Consider the following 16,998-nt stretch of genomic DNA (forward strand, 5'->3'; position numbering starts at 1 on the left):
TTGTCGCCGCTCCACGACTCGTGCTCCGCTTTCTGTTCGGCCGTTCGAAATCGCCTTTCTTCTTCTCTTCGGGGGAGGAAGGTTTTCCCTTGTCGGATTCCTTCTGCGTTTGAGTCGAGAGGCGAGTGTCGGCAGCCGTCGGACCACGACTCGGTCGGCCGATTTGATATCCCTTAATGGGCATGGTGGGATTCCTGCCCTTCTGATACCGTCCGGCGCATGAGTGGAGCTGCGGGGTTACCCGCCAAGCCGGAGAAGCCTCGGGGCGATACGCCCATGAGGCATTTTTTATCTATATGCTCGGTTTTTGCCACCTATTGGGGCGTCACGGTCACCTTGGAGCTCCTCAAGGTGATGGCGACTCACGGAAACTGCGGATACCGGTTCGGTCCCGCCTGCCAGCAGGGTCAGGGGTACTTGGCTCTGGGGCCTGCTGCCTTCATCGCCGGTATATTTCTCTCTGGAAAGCTCAGTAAGAGAGAAGGCTGGCAGGGCCCACTGATCGCTTTTGACGGAACTTCTTTCCTGTACGGTTCCGGAGGGTCCGCAGTAGCCTTCGGGATGGGTCTCATCCGGTCTGAAAGTGTCTCCTGGTCGATTACGGTTTCCGTCTTCGGTCTCCTCTCTCTCGGAGTTTTTATATTTCTTGTCCACGGCTTCCTGACAGGGCATTCGGGAAGCATCATGGAGAAGCTGCGAAGCCTTTTCTGGGTCTTGGAAGACCTTCCGAGCCAGAAGGGAAAACGCAAGCGGGTTGTGCGAGAGAGGGGAATCGCGCCGGAGCGTGCGGAGGGGGGTGTTCTCTATCCAGAAACCTCGGCAGAGAGGGCATTCTGGCGCCTTTTTATGCTTGAATCCTGCATGGCAGTGATAGCGAGCTGCGTGGCGGGCAGGATTTTTATTCACCTCATCGCGGGGTGACGATGCTCCCGCGGTGGTGCGCACTCTTCGTCGTCCAGGGGGACGTAATGCTTTACTGGGTTCTTTTCAGCGGTTTAGGCTTCTTCTGCTTCGCAATGGCTCTACTTGTTTCCGACCTGCGCGGACTCAGGCGCCGTGAGCGGTCCTTCGTCACATGCGAAGGGTCTCGGCCAGGTGATTTCGGTGAAACGGTCTACAGCATGGGGCCGGTTGTTCGTAATGGGAAGGTCGCGGAAGGGTCCGTAAGAGGGAAATCCTTGGGAATCCGGGTCGGGCATCGAGTCGAAGTCGTGTACGACCCGAAGTATCCGCATCGGATGTTTCTCGTGGACCGGGCGCCTCGCCTTCCCACTCTCCCGGTCATTGCCTTCTTTGCGATCGTCGGAGTGCTGGTGGCGCTGTACGGGGTTATCCGCCACGGCTGAAGAAGCCGGCCAGGCTGGTGGGGCTCGGGGTTCTTCCCCGGAAGGGCCCCTCCGGATTCCGTGAAAGCAGAGGCGACGGCCAGTCTCTCCGCCATCGACTGTGGGAGTACCTGTGAATGTCATCAGGTTCATGCTGGCTATGTTCGCCGTGGCGCCTCTTGTGGTGGTCTTTGTCAATCTATACGCTTTGCGCAAAGGGCGAAGGCTGGAACAGTCGGGGCGGCGCGTCAAGGGCGAATGCGTGAATCACTACTGGCCGGCCGGTGGGTATATCGGGGTTATCTGCGAATATTCGACGGAAGGCGGGGAGAGGGCCTCCGTTAAATCCTCCAAGTATACGGTTGCTCCGGTGGAAGTAGGGCACTCTGTGGAAATTCTGCATGATCCCCAAAATCCTAACCATGCGATGCTCGCATTCGAAGCGGTCAATCGGGTCGGCTACGACACGCTCATATTCTCTATAGGTGTCGTGCTGTTCTTGGCGCCTTCAGTGGGGTTTTTCCTCACTTTTTGACCTATCGGTACTCACCACCGTGTGCCCTTTTTTCATGCGGGCGGATGATGGACTGTGCGTCAACCGATGCTGCGATCCAGGCGGTTCACCTCGTCGGTGACGCGGCGCACCCCATCAGCGGCGGGGCGCGCCGCGGCAGCCACGCGGTGCATCGCCTCACGGGTCCGACGAGCCTGGTCTCCCTGCTGCCGCAACTGCGCGGTTGTCGGGCCTGGTGTTCGCGTGCCGGCGGTCCGGGTGTTGCTGCTTCGAGTGGTGGGCTCGCTTCGACCCTGAGCGGGTGCGGGTGCGGGAGAGGGTGTGGTGGTGGTGCCCCGTTGTGCTCTCCCCGGCGGGGGCGGATCGTTCGTGGGGGGTGCGGGAGACGCGGGGGGCGGAGTGGCCCTTGCGGCCGGTTCGCCGGTTCCGCCGGTCGCGGGCGGGTCGTCCGCGTTTGATCGGGCCCGACGCTGCAAAAGGCCCCGTTCATCATATTCGAGGTTGAGTCTATTCTTGATCAATTCTTCAAGGCTGAAGAACGAGGGAAGGGAAGCATTGAGCGGGACGAACTCTGCCTTCAGGGCGGTGAATTCACTCTTGATCGTATTGAGTTCTATTGCATTCCAGTGCTTCCAGTCCGAGAACCATTTGAACTCCTCCTCCTCATTCTTTTTCTCCTTGTCGTAGCCTTCAATCGCGTCCTTGATAGCCTCGGATGCCTCGGAGGGTGTGACGTAGACCTCCGTGGCGTTGGCTACGTCCTTCTGTGCGAGGCGGACTTCCAAGTCGCTCTTTGTTACGTACTCCTCGGGCATCTGACGCCTCCAGGATGAGGTGCTTCTGTGTATGCTGTGTGACTAATACTTGGCATTGAGCCTGGGGGGTTGTTTATGCAGTCAAGTCCAGATATTTCGGAATTCTGGATCCCGATACTTGTGTTCGCTATTCCCGTGGGGGTTGTAGCGCTGCTTGAAATCCCCTTGCAACTCAAGAAGAGGACTCTTCGGGCAAGAGGTGTGGAGGCGACTGCGCTGTGTGAAGAACGCCTGTACCAGGGAGGCAACAGGGTTATTCGTGTCAACTGCTTGTATGTGCCCTGGCCTGGTACAGAAATCCGTACCCAGGTGCGGGCGCCGAAGCCGCCGCCCAGGGTCGGGCAGTATCTGCAGATCATATTTGACCCTGAGGATCTGCAACGAGCAGAGAGTGTGCATTATCTGGACTCGCGGGACTCGCGGTACACAGGGGTCTTCTTCCAGTACCTCTTGGGGGTAATGCTGGTGGCGGCGGCTGTGTTTCGTTTCGCCTTCTGAAGGCCGCGTCCTTGAGGGGAGAGGCCGGCCTGAGGTGAGGGTGCTGGGCGCGGGCCGGGGTCAGTGGAAGAAGCGGGTCAGGTCGGCGTGGGTCGGAGGGTCCGGTTCCGGCGGTGGTGGGTTCGTTGTGGCGTCGGCCGGGGCGGGGTCGCCCGGGCGGGGGACCGGGAGTGGGGGGTCCGGGGCGTCGGCTGATTCGTCGGTGTTGACCGTGGCGAACATCCAGTTGGCGGCGGCCAGGTGGTCGACCGCGGCGGCGAGGAGGTGGTCGGTGACCGACCATTCGGCTTCCTCGCCGTGGAGTTCGTGGGTGAGGGCGCTGTCGCGTGGCATGTGCTTGACCAGCACCGCGAGCCGGCGGCTGGTGAGCCGACCGCGGTGCCAGTCGAGCAGGTCCACGCCGTAGTGCCGGAGGAGGTCGGCTTCGAGGGCCTCGGCGTGTTCTTCTACGAACGCGACGAGGCTCAGCCTTCCCCCAGGCCGAGCCCGGTCTCCTTGCCGTACGCCTCCAGGATCGCGGCGATGTCCTGGACGGTGATGTCGTGCCGGACAAAGCGGGTGAACTGCTGTTCGCCCAGCAGGAGTCCCAGCAGGCCGTCCACGTCGTTGTCGTCCAGGCCGCGCAGGGCCTTGGCGGTGGTGCGGCTCAGTTCGGTGGGGAGTTCGAAGGTGTCGTCGTCCAGTTCGAACGACCAGGTGCGGCCGAGCGCTTCGAGGCGCTGGGCCCGCGCCGCGTTGACGTTGAAGGAAGTCGCCATGTGTGTCTCCTGTCGATGAGGGGGCGGGGTGGGAAGGGGGGTGTGGGACGGGGCGGGGCCGGTCAGGCCCCGCCCCTGAGCTCTTAGGCCACCGGCGACGCGTACGCCGGGTCCTTCATCAGGAAGGTGGCCAGCGGCTCGCCCTCCTTCGCGGCGAGCGCGGTGAAGGTGACGCCGAGCAGCGCGGCGGCCTTGCGGGCCAGCTTGATGTCGTCCGACGCGGTGACCTGGCCGCGCGGGATGACGAAGCGGTACGTCACGTCCGTACCGTCGGTGAACTCCAGGCCGAGGGCCCGCTCGTCGAACTGCGGGCCGTCCGGGATGGCGTACGAGAAGACGCCCTCCGCGCTGGCCACCGGCTCGACGGCGTCGCCGCCCATGAAGAACGGCAGCGTCGCCTCGTTGAACTGGAGCATCGAGAACTTCAGCGTCAGGTCGCGGTCCGCGTAGATGAAGCGGGCCGGGCTGACGGACTGCCAGGTCTCGACCGGGTCCAGCTTGTCCTTCTTGGCGAAGGTGACGCCGTCGGTGGAGGTGTAGCCCAGGTCCTTCCACACCTGGGGGTCCCAGTCGGTCGCGAAGTTGGCCGGCGCGCTCGCGCCCGCCGCGGCGACGAAGAGGCGGCCGGTGCCGGCGATACGGATCTGGGAGGAGTCGTTCGCAGATGCCATGAGGGCTCCTTGGATGAGGTGTTCGTGTGAGGTGATGCGTGTGCCGGGATGGGTGGTGCTGCCGTGGGTACGGCAAAGGCCCCGCCGGGTCGGCAGGGCCTTGTCTGTGGGGTGTGCGCGGCCGGAAGGGCCCCGGGAGGCCCGGGATCAGTCCGTACGCATCGAGAACCGCATGACGCAGAGGTAGCGGTTCGCCGCGGGATAGAGGTATTCGGGCAGCCAGCGCGGTCCGTCCGCCTCCACGACATCGGTGATCGTCGTGGGGCCGTACCGGGTGCCGCGCGCCTTGAGGAGTTCGGCCCGGGCCGCGTTGGCCAGCAGATGTGCCGTGGGCTTGTCCGGCCCGTAGCACTCCAGTTCGATCAGCGGCAGGTCCAGGTGGAGATCGTCGATCCAGGCGCCGCCCCGGCGCGAGACGATCACGGCCTTCTGGGTGCCGTCGAAGCCGGGCGGCGGGGTCTCGTCCACCGTGGCGTCGGCCAGTTCGGGCCGGTCGGAGAGAAGCTCCACGACGATGGCCTCCACGTCGGGAAACGTACTCGGGGGAGTGCTCATGACGGCATATCACTCCTGTTCGTAGGGGTCGGGTCCGCGGTCGGAGCCACAGGCCCCGGGAACGCCAGCGGCGGAGCTGCACCCCGGAGGGAGGTGGGCACAGCTCCGCCGCTGCACCCATTGTGATCGATGTCGAGCGAGAGCGCAACTAGTGCGCGTGGGCGCGCAATTAGTGACGGTCCGGAATCGATCGGGTTCCCGGTGGTCACTCAGGGCGTGCGGGCGATACGCTGCGTATCGAACATGCATTCGAGAGGGTGGCGGTGACATGAGCGGGGAGCACGAGAGCGATGCGCAGGAGCGGCTGAGTGAGATCGTCGCCGTGGTCGTGGAGGTGGCGGCCGAGGCGGGTGAATCCGGTACCTACAGCGGTGAGATGGCCCGGACGCTCACGGCGGTGGCGGTGAAGGTCGGCGCCCGTATCGCCGTCGAGGCGGAGGTACGCGGATTCACCGGCGGCTGGCAGGAGGCCGTCGCTCTCGTCGGTAGTACGGGGGTGCCCGCGGCCCGTACGGAAACCGCGGAACCTGCGGAAACCGCGGAACCCGCCCCCGCGGAGGGCCCTGAAGAGCCGTACGGGCCCCGGGTGTTCTGACCCGGGACCCGGCCACGCGAAAGGGCCGGCCGCCCTCCCCCCCCTCGCACTGTGGTGGCGAGGTGAGGTGATGGGGGCGGCCGGCTCGGGGGAGAGGGAAGGGGCGGGAGGGGGGCGCGTATGGGGATCCGGGGTCAGCCGGTCGGTGAGGGGTGTCGTCCGTGCGCCACGCGTTCCGCGGCGAACACGTCTTCCAGCCGGTAGAGCAGGGCGCGGCCCCGGCTCCCGGCCGGGGTGAGATGGCCGAGCTGGACCCACTTGCGGATGGTCGCCGGGGCCACCTCGACCTCGCCGGCCGCCAGCGTGCCCGTGATCAGGGGGGTCGTGATCAGGGAGTTCGTGGAGGCGGTGGAGGCGTTCACCGCGGGGTCCCGTCCGCCGGGTTCTCCGACACCGCCTCGGCCATCTCCCGCGCGTCACCGCCCGTCGAGGCGGCGAGCCGCGCCCAGGCGTCCCGCTCCCAGAGGTGCCGGTAGGCCGGATCCGTACGGCAGTCGCACTCCCCGGCGTCGCACCGGCAGGCCGGGTTGACGCACAGCACCGCTCCCCGGGACGGGAAGGCGCGCAGGGACACCGAGTCGCACCAGGGGCAGCGGCCCCCGACCCGCGCCATCGGTTCCGTATCGCCGAGCGCGCGTCCGCAGCGCCGGGCCATGCGGCGGGTCTCGTCCCGTACGTGTGCCGCGAGTACCCGATGGGCGGCGATACGGTCCAGCAGCCGGGCCAGCCGTTCCAGCCGCTCGGGCACCGTCGCGCGGCGCGGGCGGCCGAGGGCCAGTTTGTCGTGGACGGCCTCCTCCAGCTCGACGACACCGTCGGTGATGTCGCGGATCGCGTCCGAGATGTGCAGCCGCAGCGGGGCGGTGGAGTGGCCGGGGACGGCGAGACCGTGGCGCTGCTCGACGAGCAGGGCGTCTCTTCGCTCGGCGCGGACGCGTGCGGAGTCCGCGGCGAGCCGGTCCGGGGTGCGGTGCGGGCGGTCACCGGCCGTGGTGGTGCCGGGGCCGGGGACCAGTTCGGTCAGCAGCTCCGGGAACTGGCGGTTCAGTAAATCCAGCCAGAGGGCCGCGGCGTCCGCCGCGGCCCTGCCCGGGTGGGCGTCGGCGTGGTTCCCGGCGTGGGTCTCGGTCCCGGTGTGGTGGCCGGGGCTGGGGCGGGGGGTGTCGTGGTGGCTGGTGGTGCGGCTGGTGACGGACATGGGCGCTCTCCCAGGGCAGGACGGGGCCGGGCGGCAGGCCCGGGCGGAACAGGGCCGGGTGGACACGGCCGGGCGGATGGATCCGGGCGGACGGGTACGGATCCGGACAGGCGGATCCGAGTCCCGCGGCAGGGCGGTGACCTCACGGTCACTCCGTGTCGCGATACCGACCCTGACACGTTGCGCGCTCGCACGCAATCATCTTTGGGTGTGAGTTCCCGCCGTCGGGCCGGGAATGAGCCGGGAGTGGGCCGGGAGGTGGGTAAGGGGTGGCTGGGATTGAAGGGGAGGGGTCTTTGCTGAATCCGCACACTTGGTGTCTTACTCGCGCATAATTCCGTGCGCGCAAGCGCGATACGCTGGTTCGGCTTCGGAGGGAGGCGCCCCACCCATGACCACCAGTGACCTTGATCAGTTCGCCGCCTGGGTCGAAGAGCTGATCCGCCGTCGCGGCTTCGACATCGACAGTCCGCGTGGCGGAGGCAAGTCCCGACTGGCCGACGAGGCCGGAGTGCACCGGGCGGCCGTCACCAGACTTCTGCACCGCCAGAGCATGCCGGACCTGGAGACGACCCGGCGGCTCGCCCGTGTGCTCGGTGTTCCGGTACGGGACATGCTGATCCGTTCCGGTCGGCTGACCGAGAGCGATCTGCCCCTGCCGGATCCGCAGCAGCGTGCGGAAGGGGCGGGATCCGGCCCGTACGAGGTGCGCCGGCTCACCATCGAGGAGGCCGCGATCGGGCTCGGCGTACCGGAGGAGCAGCGCGAGATGTTCATCAGGATCGCCGGGCAGTTCCTGCCGCCCCCGGCTGCCCGCGGCACGGAGCGCACACCGCTCGCCTCGGAGTGACCGCGGGCCCGTGCCGGGCGGGCGCCGCGCCGGGGCCCGGAGCGTCCCGATCCGCCCTCCCTCCCGGCCGTGGTCGGGTAGTAGGGTGATTTGGGCTGCGCTGCACGGACGCGGAGGTCGATCCCCCAGGGCGCGCGGATGGTCGCGGCCGATGTGGCCGACGCGACCGACGGAGGCGGCTGACGCGCGACGCGAAAGAGGGACGGTGCGTGGCCGAGGGGGAGGAAAGGACCCGGCAGCGGCGTGCCGGCAGGCGGGTGCGCGGCAACGCCGACCGCGTGAAGCCGCCGAGTCCGCCGAATCCACCGTCGCCCTCCTCGCCGCCGGCACCTTCCATGCCGCCGGCACCCTCCATTCCGTCGGCGTCCACGCCTCCGGCATCGTCCGACGCTTCCCAGCCACCGCAGGCGTCCCCATCGGCGCAGGCGTCCCCGTCGCATGAGCCGCTGCCGCCGTCCCCGCCGGATTCTCCTGAGCCGCCGGAATCCTCGCCTTCGCCCGAGCCGCCGGATTCCCCGGAGCCGGTGGACCCGCCGCTCGATCTTCCGGGCCTGCTGGCCCGGCTCCACGACCATCTGGAGCACCATCGGCCGGAAGATCTCCTGCTGGTGACGCGCGACGAACTGGGGGAGCGGGAGATCAAGGCGTACGCGGACGGCTGGCGCGACGCCGTGGCCGCGTACGAGTCGGAGCGGGAGCGGGCCGGTGCGCGGCCGGGGCCGCCGCGGCTGCGGCTGGTCCACCGGGGGAACGCGGAGCCGCCCCCGCCCAAGCCCCCGGCCAAGCCCTCGCCCAAGCGTTCGCCCCGGGACGACGTCCCGCCGGAGCCGTCCGCCGGGTCCGCCTCCGAACCGCCGTCCGCCGGGTCCGCCCCCGAACCGCAGTCCGCCCCCGAGCCGCCGCCCGGCGCCGATGTCTCCCGCTCCGCCACCGCCGGTCTCGTACCCAAGAACCCCAGCTCGCGGGTGCCCACGATCCCCCGCCTCGGTTCTCCCCGTAGCCTGGGGAAGCGGGTGCGGCGCGGTCCGGCCGGTGAGTCGCCGCGCTCCCGGGAGCAGGCGCGGGAGCAGCCCCGGGAGCGCGATCCCGAGGGTCCGTCCCCGGCCCGTCCGGACAACTGAATCGGGCCAGGTCGTGAGGGCCGTCCTCCGCGCGTCCCGTGCGCGTCCCGTGCGTATCCCCTGCGTGGGCATTTGTTTTGACCGGAGTCGATGAGGTAGGTACGCTCAGACCTTGTGCCTGGGGTGTGCCTGGGCTCCTGTGCGTGTCCTCAGCCGCACGAGGAGTTCGAGTACGGGCCACCGCAATCTGCGCCTTCCTCGCTTTCGGCGAGGGCTTTGCAGTATTCGACACACCCGACCGCGTGGGTCGGTGGTGTTCCAGGTTAGTTCCACTAACGGCACACAGAAACCGGAGAAGTAGTGCCTACGATCCAGCAGCTGGTCCGGAAGGGCCGGCAGGACAAGGTCGAGAAGAACAAGACGCCCGCTCTTGAGGGATCCCCTCAGCGTCGCGGCGTCTGCACGCGTGTCTTCACGACCACCCCGAAGAAGCCGAACTCGGCCCTCCGGAAGGTCGCGCGTGTGCGTCTGACCTCCGGCATCGAGGTCACGGCCTACATTCCGGGTGAGGGACACAACCTGCAGGAGCACTCGATCGTGCTCGTGCGTGGTGGCCGTGTGAAGGACCTGCCGGGTGTTCGTTACAAGATCATCCGCGGTTCCCTCGACACCCAGGGTGTCAAGAACCGCAAGCAGGCCCGCAGCCGCTACGGCGCCAAGAAGGAGAAGTAAGAATGCCTCGTAAGGGCCCCGCCACGAAGCGCCCGGTCATCATCGACCCGGTCTATGGTTCTCCTCTTGTCACGTCACTGATCAACAAGCTTCTGCTCAACGGCAAGCGTTCCACCGCCGAGCGGATCGTCTACGGCGCGATGGAAGGCCTCCGCGAGAAGACCGGCAACGACCCGGTCATCACGCTGAAGCGCGCGCTGGAGAACGTCAAGCCCACGCTTGAGGTCAAGTCCCGCCGTGTCGGTGGCGCCACCTACCAGGTGCCGATCGAGGTCAAGCCCGGCCGCGCCGGCACCCTCGCCCTGCGCTGGGTCGTGGGTTACTCCCGCGCCCGTCGCGAGAAGACGATGACCGAACGCCTCATGAACGAGCTGCTCGACGCCTCCAACGGTCTCGGCGCCTCGGTCAAGAAGCGTGAGGACACGCACAAGATGGCCGAGTCCAACAAGGCCTTCGCGCACTACCGCTGGTAGTCGCTCCCCCCATCGAGACCGAGAGAAGATTGAGCCTTATGGCCACCACTTCGCTTGACCTGGCCAAGGTCCGCAACATTGGGATCATGGCCCACATCGACGCGGGCAAGACGACGACCACCGAGCGCATCCTGTTCTACACCGGTGTGAGCTACAAGATCGGTGAGGTCCACGACGGCGCTGCCACGATGGACTGGATGGAGCAGGAGCAGGAGCGCGGCATCACCATCACGTCCGCCGCGACGACCTGTCACTGGCCGCTCGACGACGTCGACCACACCATCAACATCATCGACACCCCGGGTCACGTGGACTTCACGGTCGAGGTGGAGCGTTCGCTCCGCGTCCTCGACGGTGCCGTCACCGTGTTCGACGGTGTCGCCGGTGTGGAGCCGCAGTCCGAGACCGTATGGCGCCAGGCCGACCGTTACGGCGTGCCCCGCATCTGCTTCGTCAACAAGCTCGACCGGACCGGCGCGGAGTTCCACCGCTGCGTCGACATGATCGAGGACCGCCTCGGCGCGGTTCCGATCGTGATGCAGCTTCCGATCGGTGCCGAGATGGACTTCAAGGGCGTCGTCGACCTCGTGACGATGAAGGCCTTTGTCTGGTCCGCCGAGGCCGCCAAGGGCGAGATGTACGACATCGTCGACATCCCCGCGACGCACACCGAGGCGGCCGAGGAGTGGCGCGGCAAGCTGCTCGAGGTCGTCTCGGAGAACGACGACGAGCTGATGGAGCTGTACCTGGAGGGCGTCGAGCCCACCGTGGACCAGCTCTACGCGGCGATCCGTCGTATCACCATCGCCTCCGGCAAGTCCGACGGCACCACCATCACCCCGGTCTTCTGTGGCACCGCGTTCAAGAACAAGGGCGTTCAGCCCCTGCTCGACGCGGTCGTGCGCTACCTCCCGACCCCCCTGGACGTCGAGGCCATCGAGGGCCACGACGTGAAGGACCCGGAGAAGGTCGTCGCGCGCAGGCCCTCCGTGGACGAGCCGCTGTCGGCGCTGGCGTTCAAGATCATGAGCGACCCGCACCTCGGCAAGCTCACCTTCGTCCGGGTGTACTCCGGCAAGCTGGAGTCCGGCACCGCGGTGCTGAACTCGGTGAAGGGCCGCAAGGAGCGCATCGGCAAGATCTACCGTATGCACGCGAACAAGCGTGAGGAGATCGAGTCGGTGGGCGCCGGCGACATCGTCGCCGTCATGGGCCTGAAGCAGACCACCACCGGTGAGACGCTGTGCGACGACAAGAACCCGGTGATCCTGGAGTCCATGGACTTCCCGGCGCCGGTGATCGAGGTCGCGATCGAGCCCAAGTCCAAGGGTGACCAGGAGAAGCTGGGTGTGGCCATCCAGCGGCTCGCGGAGGAGGACCCCTCCTTCCAGGTGCACAGCAACGAGGAGACCGGCCAGACCGTCATCGGCGGTATGGGCGAGCTCCACCTTGAGGTGCTGGTCGACCGCATGCGGCGCGAGTTCCGCGTCGAGGCGAACGTCGGCAAGCCGCAGGTCGCCTACCGTGAGACGATCCGCAAGACCGTCGAGCGCGTGGACTACACGCACAAGAAGCAGACCGGTGGCACCGGGCAGTTCGCCAAGGTGCAGATCATGGTCGAACCCATTACGGACGGCGACGTCCCGTACGAGTTCGTGAACAAGGTCACCGGTGGGCGTATCCCGAAGGAGTACATCCCTTCGGTGGACGCGGGTGCGCAGGAGGCCATGCAGTTCGGCATCCTGGCCGGTTACGAGATGACCGGCGTGCGCCTCACGCTGCTCGACGGTGGCTACCACGAGGTCGACTCCTCCGAGCTGGCCTTCAAGATCGCCGGTTCGCAGGCGTTCAAGGAAGCCGCCCGCAAGGCGTCTCCCGTACTCCTTGAGCCGATGATGTCCGTCGAGGTCACCACGCCCGAGGACTACATGGGCGATGTGATCGGCGACATCAACTCCCGCCGTGGGCAGATCCAGTCCATGGAGGACCGGGCGAACGCCAAGGTCATCAAGGGTCTGGTGCCGCTTTCGGAGATGTTCGGCTACGTCGGAGACCTCCGCAGCAAGACCTCGGGTCGCGCAAGCTACTCGATGCAGTTCGACTCCTACGCCGAGGTTCCCCGGAACGTCGCCGAGGAGATCATCGCGAAGGCCAAGGGCGAGTAACTCGACCGAGTCCACGCTTTAGGCTTGTCACCGGCAAGCCCTGGGGTTCCCCGCCGCACTCACATGCGGCGGGGAGGTTCCGGGCCCCGGTATCCCAGCAAAGATCACCTGGCGCCGATGAGTAAGGCGTACAGAACCACTCCAGGAGGACCCCAGTGGCGAAGGCGAAGTTCGAGCGGACTAAGCCGCACGTCAACATCGGCACCATCGGTCACATCGACCACGGTAAGACGACCCTCACGGCCGCCATTACCAAGGTGCTGCATGACGCGTACCCGGACCTGAACGAGGCCTCGGCCTTCGACCAGATCGACAAGGCTCCTGAGGAGCGCCAGCGCGGTATCACGATCTCGATCGCGCACGTCGAGTACCAGACGGAGTCGCGTCACTACGCGCACGTCGACTGCCCTGGTCACGCGGACTACATCAAGAACATGATCACGGGTGCGGCGCAGATGGACGGCGCCATCCTCGTGGTCGCGGCCACCGACGGCCCGATGCCGCAGACCAAGGAGCACGTGCTCCTGGCCCGCCAGGTCGGCGTGCCGTACATCGTTGTCGCGCTGAACAAGGCCGACATGGTGGACGACGAGGAGATCCTTGAGCTCGTCGAGCTCGAGGTCCGTGAGCTGCTCTCGGAGTACGAGTTCCCGGGCGACGACCTTCCGGTCGTCAAGGTCTCGGCGCTCAAGGCCCTTGAGGGCGACGCCGAGTGGGGCAAGACCGTCCTCGACCTGATGAAGGCCGTCGACGAGTCGATCCCGCAGCCCGAGCGCGACGTCGACAAGCCGTTCCTGATGCCGATCGAGGACGTCTTCACGATCACCGGTCGTGGCACCGTCGTCACCGGTCGTATCGAGCGTGGTGTCCTCAAGGTCAACGAGACCGTCGACATCGTCGGTATCAAGACCGAGAAGACCACCACCACGGTCACCGGCATCGAGATGTTCCGCAAGCTGCTCGACGAGGGCCAGGCCGGTGAGAACGTCGGTCTGCTCCTCCGTGGCATCAAGCGCGAGGACGTCGAGCGCGGCCAGGTCATCATCAAGCCGGGTTCGGTCACGCCGCACACCAGCTTCGAGGCCCAGGCCTACATCCTGTCGAAGGACGAGGGTGGCCGTCACACCCCCTTCTTCAACAACTACCGCCCGCAGTTCTACTTCCGTACCACGGACGTGACCGGCGTCGTGACCCTCCCCGAGGGCACCGAGATGGTCATGCCGGGCGACAACACCGTCATGACGGTCGAGCTGATCCAGCCCGTCGCCATGGAGGAGGGCCTCAAGTTCGCCATCCGTGAGGGTGGCCGGACCGTCGGCGCCGGCCAGGTCACCAAGATCAACAAGTAATTGCTGATCTGATCGGACCCCAGGGTTCGGTCCGACCTGGTAGCTCCTCGGAGCAACCTACGGAAGGGCCCGTACGACTTCGGTCGTACGGGCCCTTTTCGCTGTGCGGGCCCGGCCCGGACGGCAACTCCGGTTCCACGACCGGCTCTTGCCCGGATCCTGTTGACGCGTCGGCAAAGCGGTGGGAAGCACGCGGACGGCCGCGGCGCTGCTCACCGTGGAGCCGGTGGACGACGGAGGTGCTGACGGCGGAGGCGTGACATGGAGGGCGGGTCGCTTCCGTGCCATGATTCCGCGTAATTCCGCGTATCCGAGGATGCTGGGCAAGGGGGACACATCATGGACGCTCTGGTCGTCGCCGGTGAGGTGACGCCGTACATCACGGCAGCGGTCGGCGCTTACGGCACCGCGGTGCTGACCAGGTCCACCGATACGGCCGCCGATGCCACGGTCTCCCTGGGGCGCCGGATCGTGCAGCGTCTGTGGAACCGGGACGAGAGCCGCGAGGCCATCGAGGGCGCCGTCGCCGACCTGGCCCGGACACCGGACGACGAGGACTTCCAGGCTCTGCTGCGCGCGCACATCAAACGGGCCCTGCTCGACGATCCGGAGCTGGCGGCGGAGATCGCCCGTATGCTTCCGGCCGCCGGTACGTCCTTCACCGCCTCCGGTGCGGGGGCCGTCGCCGTACAGAACAACTCCGGGATCATCAGCACGGGCAGCGACACCACCATCCAGCGATGACCGGTCCCGCCGGTCCCGCCGATCCCCCCGGCGCCTCTGAGCTGGCCCCCGCCTCCACCTCCGCCTCCGGAGACCGTGCGGCAGCGGCGGGCACCAACTACGGCATCATCAGCACGGGCGACGGCGCCGCGATCGACAACCGCACCGTCCACCTGCCCGCAGCGGCCCTCAGAGCGCCCGCCGACGTCGTGGCACCCGGCGCGCTGACCAACCTGCCGGCCCCGCCCAGCCCTGTCTTCGTCGACCGGCAGTCGGACATGGCCGAACTCCACGCGGCCGTGAACGACGCGCTCCCGACGACGCCGTCCGTGGTGTACGGCCTGGGCGGCGTCGGCAAGAGCACGCTCGCCCTCCACTTCGCCCACCGCCACCGGGACCGCTACAACCCCGTCTGGTGGATTCCGGCGGAGACCCCCAGCAGCATCACCGGCGCGCTGGCCGGGCTCGCGGCCGGCCTCGACCCGTACGGGAACCTCGCCTCGGCGAGCAGCGCCGAGAACGCCACCTGGGCGATCAACTGGCTCCAGGCGCACGAGGGTTGGCTGCTGGTCTTCGACAACGCCGAATCACCGCACGACCTGGAACCGGTCATCGGCCCGCTCAGCTCCGGCCGCCATCTCATCACCAGCCGTCGCTCCACCGGATGGCGCCGGCTCGCCAGGCCGCTGGTTCTGCGTACGCTGCCCGCCGACGCCGCGGTGGACATGCTGGTGCGCCTCATCGACGACTCCGACGACTCCGGCGGATCTCTTCTTGAGGAGATCGCCACCGAACTGGGCCACCTGCCGTTGGCCCTGGAGCAGGCCGCCGCGTACATCGAATACACGGCGATCGACCCGGCCGCCTACCTTGAGCGCCTGCGCCGCTACCCCGCCCGGATGTTCGCCGCGTCCGCGCCAGGGTCCGGGGGAGCGGCGGGCGAGGACCGTAACCACCGTACGGTCGCCCGCATCTGGCAGCTCTCCCTCCAGGCCATCACCGCGGAGAGCCCTCTCGCCGGGGAGATCCTGCGCGCCTTCGCCTGGTTCTCCTCCGAACCCGTACCGCGTGACCTGGCGTACCTCCTGCACGCCGATCCGTTCGTGGTGGACGATGCCCTCGCCCTGTTGCACACGTACAGCATGATCACGCTGACGCGGGGGACTTTCTCCCTGCACCGTCTGGTGCGGGCCGTGGCCCGTACCCCCGACCCCGCCGATCCGAACCGCGCGGCCGAGCTGATCACCGCGGCCCGGGAACAGTCCGAGGGCGTGATGCGGCAGTCGCTCCCCGGCGATCCCGTCTTCGACGTCACCGGCTGGGGACGCTGGCGGGAGCTGCTGCCGCACATCCACGCCCTGCTCGCCCTGGTCAACCCCGAGCAGGACACCCGGGCCACGGCCGACATCTGTTTTCTGGCATCCGGTTTTCTGCAGGGTGAGGGGCACATCGGCCAGGCGATCTCCTACTCCCGGCGCGCTGTCGACGCGTTCGCACGGATCTGCGGCCCGGACGACCCGGCCACCATGGCCGCCCGCAGCGTCCAGGCGAGCGCCCACCGCGCGGCCGGCGACCTGGAGAGCGCCCTCCCCCTCCACCTGCGCAATGTCTCCGACTGCGAGCGTGTTCTCGGCCCGGATCACCTGGACACCCTGGTGGCCCGCGGCAATCTCGCGTATCTGTACACCCTGCGGGGGGAGACGCGCCGCGCCCTGGAACTCAACCGGCGCAACCTCGGGGACTACGAACGCACCGTCGGCCCCGACCACCCCCAGACCCTGAACGCGCGGGCGAACCTGGCCAGTTCGTGCAGGGCGGCCGGCGATCTGCCCCAGGCCGTCGCCCTGCACGAGCAGTCATGTGCGGAGTACGAACGGCACTTCGGCCCCGATCACCCCGAGACCCTCACCGCCCGCAGCAACCTCGCCTGCACCCTGGAGCAGGCGAACGATCTCGGCCGTGCCGTCGCCCTGCACGAACGCGTACTCACCGACCGGGAGCGCGTCCTCGGCCCCGACCACCCGCATGTCGAACTCGCCCGCCACCTGCTCAGCGGAGCCCGGCGGGCGCGTTCCGGGCCGGGTACCGGCTGACCTGCTCCACTCGGCCGGTTCGTGGTTCCCGTACCGTCCGCCCAGGTGCCGGTGGAGGAAACGTTCGGCCGCTCGGTACATTTCGGGACCGGTGGGGCGCCGCACCGCTCGAAGCCGGCCTGACGATGCTCCCGTTGGCGGCGTCGCTGATCGCGGCCTCCGCGCTGGTGCCCCGGCTGCTCGTACGGTGGGGAGCGCGGGCCTGTGTCCTGGCCGGCATCGGCTTCACCGCGCCGGCGATGGCCGCCGTCGCCCTCGTCTCCCACCTCGGGGCGGGTGGCCCGGCGATGATCCCGGCGATGGTGCTCACGGCTGGCGGGATGGGCTTCGGGATCGTCGGGCTGCAGTACGTCGCGGTGTCCGGCGTCACCGAGGACGACGCGGGCATCGCCTCCGGCGTCCAGCGAGCCGCCGACCAACTGGGCGGTTCCACCGGGGTCACGATCTACGTCGGCATCGGGTTCAGCCCCGCGCTGGGCGGTGCCGACCCGTTCCTCGTCAGCAGCCTCCTGGCCGTCACGGGGCTCGCGGCGGCCGGATCCGTCACCTGGCGGATGCAACCGATCACCCCGAGGGAAGGCGCCAAGTCCCCCGGTCAGTAATCGAGTTGGCGTTCCGGCGGC

The 16,998-nt window shown here is 67.6% G+C and carries 18 protein-coding genes and 1 pseudogene; 12 read left to right on the top strand and 7 right to left on the bottom strand.

Annotated elements, in window-relative coordinates:
• The first annotated feature begins 219 nt into the window (after window positions 1-219).
• Both ACIBJC_RS10260 and ACIBJC_RS10265 read left to right on the top strand, forming a co-directional pair.
• On the top strand, window positions 220-921 hold the full coding sequence (locus ACIBJC_RS10260; RefSeq protein WP_399290239.1) for a hypothetical protein: 702 nt from the start codon (window positions 220-222) through the stop codon (window positions 919-921).
• 537 nt (window positions 922-1,458) lie between these two features.
• Window positions 1,459-1,860: a DUF3592 domain-containing protein gene (locus tag ACIBJC_RS10265; protein WP_399290241.1), complete on the top strand. Its 402-nt coding sequence runs from the start codon at window positions 1,459-1,461 to the stop codon at window positions 1,858-1,860.
• Between the two features lie 59 nt (window positions 1,861-1,919).
• On the opposite strand, the gene ACIBJC_RS10270 is transcribed toward ACIBJC_RS10265, so the two are convergent.
• The 5 genes from ACIBJC_RS10270 to ACIBJC_RS10290 form a co-directional block, all read right to left on the bottom strand.
• Window positions 1,920-2,654: a hypothetical protein gene (locus ACIBJC_RS10270; protein WP_399290243.1), complete on the bottom strand. Its 735-nt coding sequence runs from the start codon at window positions 2,652-2,654 to the stop codon at window positions 1,920-1,922.
• A gap of 558 nt (window positions 2,655-3,212) precedes the next feature.
• Window positions 3,213-3,551: a hypothetical protein gene (locus ACIBJC_RS10275; protein ID WP_399290245.1), complete on the bottom strand. Its 339-nt coding sequence runs from the start codon at window positions 3,549-3,551 to the stop codon at window positions 3,213-3,215.
• Window positions 3,552-3,616: 65 nt separating this feature from the next.
• Entirely contained in the window at window positions 3,617-3,910 is a 294-nt protein-coding gene (locus ACIBJC_RS10280) for a hypothetical protein (RefSeq protein ID WP_399290247.1), read from the bottom strand.
• Between the two features lie 83 nt (window positions 3,911-3,993).
• Window positions 3,994-4,581 (bottom strand): phage tail protein, encoded by a 588-nt coding sequence (locus ACIBJC_RS10285; RefSeq protein WP_329828570.1) that lies wholly within the window; start codon window positions 4,579-4,581, stop codon window positions 3,994-3,996.
• A 147-nt stretch (window positions 4,582-4,728) separates the two neighbouring features.
• Window positions 4,729-5,136 carry a hypothetical protein gene (locus ACIBJC_RS10290; protein ID WP_384919593.1) on the bottom strand — a complete coding sequence of 136 codons (408 nt, stop codon included), beginning with the start codon at window positions 5,134-5,136 and terminating at the stop codon, window positions 4,729-4,731.
• A gap of 268 nt (window positions 5,137-5,404) precedes the next feature.
• On the opposite strand from ACIBJC_RS10290, the gene ACIBJC_RS10295 reads away from it, so the two are divergent.
• The gene (locus tag ACIBJC_RS10295) at window positions 5,405-5,731 is read left to right on the top strand and encodes a hypothetical protein (RefSeq protein ID WP_399290250.1); all 327 of its coding nucleotides are present in this window, start codon (window positions 5,405-5,407) and stop codon (window positions 5,729-5,731) included.
• A gap of 134 nt (window positions 5,732-5,865) precedes the next feature.
• Here ACIBJC_RS10295 and ACIBJC_RS10300 read toward each other — a convergent pair whose 3' ends face one another.
• A complete protein-coding gene (locus tag ACIBJC_RS10300; RefSeq protein ID WP_399290252.1) occupies window positions 5,866-6,093 on the bottom strand; it encodes a hypothetical protein in 228 nt (75 codons plus the stop codon).
• Window positions 6,090-6,929, bottom strand: coding sequence for a hypothetical protein (locus ACIBJC_RS10305; protein ID WP_399290254.1), 840 nt, complete (start codon window positions 6,927-6,929; stop codon window positions 6,090-6,092). Before ACIBJC_RS10305 ends, ACIBJC_RS10300 begins: the two co-directional genes overlap by 4 nt.
• Window positions 6,930-7,320: 391 nt before the next feature.
• Between ACIBJC_RS10305 and ACIBJC_RS10310 the strand changes: the two genes are divergently transcribed.
• From ACIBJC_RS10310 to ACIBJC_RS10350, 9 genes and pseudogenes are all read left to right on the top strand, one after another.
• Window positions 7,321-7,779 (top strand): helix-turn-helix domain-containing protein, encoded by a 459-nt coding sequence (locus tag ACIBJC_RS10310; protein ID WP_399290256.1) that lies wholly within the window; start codon window positions 7,321-7,323, stop codon window positions 7,777-7,779.
• 524 nt (window positions 7,780-8,303) lie between these two features.
• Window positions 8,304-8,900: a hypothetical protein gene (locus ACIBJC_RS10315; RefSeq protein WP_399290258.1), complete on the top strand. Its 597-nt coding sequence runs from the start codon at window positions 8,304-8,306 to the stop codon at window positions 8,898-8,900.
• A gap of 300 nt (window positions 8,901-9,200) precedes the next feature.
• Complete coding sequence (gene rpsL / locus ACIBJC_RS10320; RefSeq protein WP_003948652.1) at window positions 9,201-9,572, top strand: 30S ribosomal protein S12; 372 nt, start codon at window positions 9,201-9,203, stop codon at window positions 9,570-9,572.
• A 2-nt stretch (window positions 9,573-9,574) separates the two neighbouring features.
• Window positions 9,575-10,045, top strand: a complete 471-nt coding sequence (gene rpsG / locus ACIBJC_RS10325) for a 30S ribosomal protein S7 (protein WP_384919609.1) — start codon at window positions 9,575-9,577, stop codon at window positions 10,043-10,045.
• Window positions 10,046-10,083: 38 nt separating this feature from the next.
• Entirely contained in the window at window positions 10,084-12,210 is a 2,127-nt protein-coding gene (gene fusA, locus ACIBJC_RS10330; protein WP_399290260.1) for an elongation factor G, read from the top strand.
• A gap of 155 nt (window positions 12,211-12,365) precedes the next feature.
• The gene (gene tuf / locus ACIBJC_RS10335; RefSeq protein ID WP_129770864.1) at window positions 12,366-13,559 is read left to right on the top strand and encodes an elongation factor Tu; all 1,194 of its coding nucleotides are present in this window, start codon (window positions 12,366-12,368) and stop codon (window positions 13,557-13,559) included.
• A gap of 339 nt (window positions 13,560-13,898) precedes the next feature.
• Entirely contained in the window at window positions 13,899-14,303 is a 405-nt protein-coding gene (locus ACIBJC_RS10340) for a hypothetical protein (RefSeq protein WP_399290262.1), read from the top strand.
• The gene (locus ACIBJC_RS10345) at window positions 14,300-16,375 is read left to right on the top strand and encodes a tetratricopeptide repeat protein (protein ID WP_399290264.1); all 2,076 of its coding nucleotides are present in this window, start codon (window positions 14,300-14,302) and stop codon (window positions 16,373-16,375) included. The genes ACIBJC_RS10340 and ACIBJC_RS10345 overlap by 4 nt, the downstream gene beginning before the upstream one ends.
• An 83-nt stretch (window positions 16,376-16,458) precedes the next feature.
• A pseudogene (locus ACIBJC_RS10350) lies at window positions 16,459-16,977 on the top strand (MFS transporter); the annotation flags it as partial.
• Between the last annotated feature and the right edge of the window lie 21 nt (window positions 16,978-16,998).

It is taken from the genome of Streptomyces sp. NPDC050509 (assembly GCF_044457965.1).
GTDB lineage: Bacteria > Actinomycetota > Actinomycetes > Streptomycetales > Streptomycetaceae > Streptomyces.